The 3196-nt window shown below is 59.9% G+C and carries 2 protein-coding genes and 1 pseudogene; all 3 read left to right on the top strand.

The features are described 5' to 3' along the window. Positions 1-244: pseudogene (locus tag ACXJ7R_RS28395) on the top strand (PrkA family serine protein kinase); the annotation flags it as partial. A 17-nt stretch (positions 245-261) separates the two neighbouring features. Further along, positions 262-1575, top strand: coding sequence for a YeaH/YhbH family protein (locus tag ACXJ7R_RS28400; RefSeq protein ID WP_457154723.1), 1314 nt, complete (start codon positions 262-264; stop codon positions 1573-1575). Between the two features lie 8 nt (positions 1576-1583). Beyond that, positions 1584-3125, top strand: coding sequence for a SpoVR family protein (locus ACXJ7R_RS28405; protein ID WP_457154724.1), 1542 nt, complete (start codon positions 1584-1586; stop codon positions 3123-3125). Positions 3126-3196 lie beyond the last annotated feature (71 nt).

Consider the following 3196-nt stretch of genomic DNA (forward strand, 5'->3'; position numbering starts at 1 on the left):
CGCAAGGAACCACGACCGCAACCCGTCATGGACGAGTTATGAAAAGCTCCGCGAGGTCATCGAGAAGCGGATGTTCGGTCAGGTCGAGGACCTCTTGCCGGTCATCAGCTTCGGCTCCAAGCAGGACAGCGTTACGGAAAAACGGCACAACGAATTCGTTCAACGCATGGTCGAGCGCGGCTACACCCAGCGGCAGGTGCGCCGCCTGGTGGACTGGTACATGCGGGTGAACAAGGCGGGCTGAGGGAGCCCGATGGTTCCATGCCGATCTTCATCGACCGTCGCCTGAATCCAAAGGACAAGAGCCTCGGCAATCGCCAGCGCTTCCTCAAGCGTGCCCGCGAGGAACTGAAGCGGAGCATACGAGATCAGATCCGCGCTGGCAGGATCGCAGACGCGGATGCCGAGCACACCGTGCCCATGCCCGAAAGAGGCACAGCCGAGCCGAGCTTCAACAACGCACGCAACAGCGGCAGGCGCCAGCACATCCTGCCGGGCAACAAGCATTTCTCCCCTGGAGACCTGATCCCCAAGCCCGCCCAGGGTGGCGGCGCGGGAGCGTCGTCCCCCGGAAACACGGCGTCTGAAGACGACTTTCGTTTCGTGCTGTCACGCGAAGAGGTGCTCGATCTTTTTTTCGAGGATCTCGAACTTCCGGACATGGTCAAGCTCAACCTCAAGGAAATCCTTGCCTTCAAACCACGCCGGGCTGGTTTCGCCGCTACCGGTTCACCGACCAACATCAATGTTGGGCGCACAATGCGCAACAGCCATGGCCGCCGCATTGCGCTGAGGCGTCCCAAGCAGGCGGAACTGGACGCGGTCCTCCAGGAAATCGCTACGCTTGAGTTGGTGCCATCCAGCGCAGCGGCAAGCCAGCGCATTGCGGCATTGCGCGAGGATCTCGACCGGCTGGAACGCCGCCGCCGGCGAATTGCCTATGTCGATCCGGTCGACATCCGCTTCAACCGCTTCGATCCCCAGCCTGTGCCGAACGCCAACGCCGTCATGTTCTGCCTGATGGATGTGTCCGGCTCGATGGGCGAGCGCGAAAAGGATCTGGCCAAGCGCTTCTTCGTGCTGCTGCACCTGTTCTTGAAACGGCGCTACGACCGCATCGAGATCGTCTTCATCCGCCACACGCACTTGGCACAGGAGGTCGATGAGGACACATTCTTCTACAACACGCAAAGCGGCGGCACTGTCGTTTCCACCGCGCTGGAGGAAATGCATCGCATTATTGAAGAACGTTACCCGGCCCGCGAATGGAATATCTATGCCGCCCAGGCCTCGGACGGCGACAATTTCGCCGGCGATTCCGAGCGATGCAAAGCCTTGCTCAACGGCAAGCTCATGCGGCTGTGCCAGTATTTTGCCTATGTGGAGATCATCGACGAGCGTGAGGCCCATATCTTCCGCACAACCGAAAACGGGACATCGCTATGGCGTGCCTACAGCGAAATCGACCTGAGATGGCCGAACTTCCAGATGAGCCGCATCGCCACGCCCGCCGATATCTACCCGGTCTTTCGCCAGCTCTTCGGCAGACAGCTGGCTCCCCTTAAGAGAGCGTGAAGGGTACGATGGCCAGACAAGCCAGTAAATCCAGCCTGCTTTTTTCAGGGTCCGACTGGGATTTCAAGACATTGTCGCGGGCCTATGACGCGATCGAGGCAATCGCGGTCGAAGAGCTTCATCTCGATACCTACCCCGTGCAGATGGAGATCATCTCCTCCCAACAGATGCTCGACGCCTATTCGTCGGTCGGCATGCCGCTGATGTACCGTCACTGGTCTTTCGGCAAACATTTCCTCTACCAGGATCTGCTCTATCGCAAAGGCGCGCGAGGGCTTGCCTATGAACTGGTCATCAATTCCAATCCCTGCATCGTCTATCTGATGGAGGAAAACACCATGGCCCTGCAGGCCTTGGTGACGGCCCATGCTGCGCTCGGGCACAACCATTTCTTCAAGAACAATCAGTTGTTCAAGCAGTGGACGGACGCCGGGGCGATCCTCGGCTACCTGGACTTCGCCAAAGGCTACATTGCCCGTTGCGAGGAGCGGCACGGCCTCACCGCCGTCGAGGCTGTTCTTGATTCCGCCCACGCGCTGATGGCGCAGGGCGTGTTCCGCTATCACCGGCCGCCGAAGCTGTCGTCGGAGCGGCAGCGCGAAGGGCTTCGCGAGCGGCTCGAATACGAGGAGCGCTCCTACAACGATCTGTGGCGCACGCTGCCGCCTTCTCAGCAAAGGGTCAGCGATAAGGAGCAAGAGCCGGAGCGGAAGAAATCGCTCAACCTGCCCGAGGAAAACCTGCTTTATTTCCTGGAAAAGAACAGCCTGGTCCTGGAGCCTTGGCAGCGGGAGATCGTCCGGATCGTTCGTGTCATAGCACAGTATTTTTATCCGCAGGGGCAGACACAGGTGATGAACGAGGGCTGCGCCACTTTCGTGCACTATACTCTGATGAACATGCTGTTCGATCGCGGCCTGATCAGCGAAGGCGCCATGCTCGAAATCCTGCGCAATCATTCCAACGTGGTCTTCCAGCCGGCGTTCGACGATCCACGCTTTTCCGGCATCAACCCCTACGCTCTCGGCCTCGACATGATGCAGGACATCCAGCGTATGTCGACAGAGCCGACGGCCGAGGACCGGGACTGGTTTCCCGACATTGCCGGCCGCGGCAACTGGCGCGAGATCCTGCTCGACGCCTGGGCGGATCACCGCGACGAATCCTTTATCCGCCAGTACCTCAGTCCGACCTTGATCCGAAAATGGCGGTTCTTTGTGCTCGGCGACGTCGCCGACCAACCGCATTGCCAGGTCGCCTCGATTCACAACGAGCGCGGCTATGCCAAGATACGCGCCGCGCTCGCTCACAGCTACGACGTTGGCGCGAAGCGACCGGACATCCAGGTGGTGGATGTCGATCTGCTCGGCGACCGGCATTTGCGACTGCAGCACAAGGTCAATGACGGCGTCCTTCTCGAGGATGCCAGCCGCGACGCCACGCTTCGTCACATCCGCAGGCTTTGGGGTTATGAGGTCAGCTTGGCCGCCGTCGACGCTGAAACGGGGGCAACGATCCACGAACGCTCGACGAGCCAGATCACAGAATGAAGCTGCGCAGTTGCGCTGGTTCTCATGGCGTCAAAAAGTGCGCGCCGGTCTTGGGCGACATGCATCAAAAC

Source organism: Mesorhizobium sp. P5_C1 (genome assembly GCF_054049815.1).

What these genes read in the sequence shown, in the direction of transcription:
- ACXJ7R_RS28405 (WP_457154724.1), top strand. Translation starts at nt 1,584, where the DNA reads ATGGCCAGACAAGCCAGTAAATCCAGCCTGCTTTTTTCAGGGTCCGAC.
- ACXJ7R_RS28400 (WP_457154723.1), top strand. Translation starts at nt 262, where the DNA reads ATGCCGATCTTCATCGACCGTCGCCTGAATCCAAAGGACAAGAGCCTC.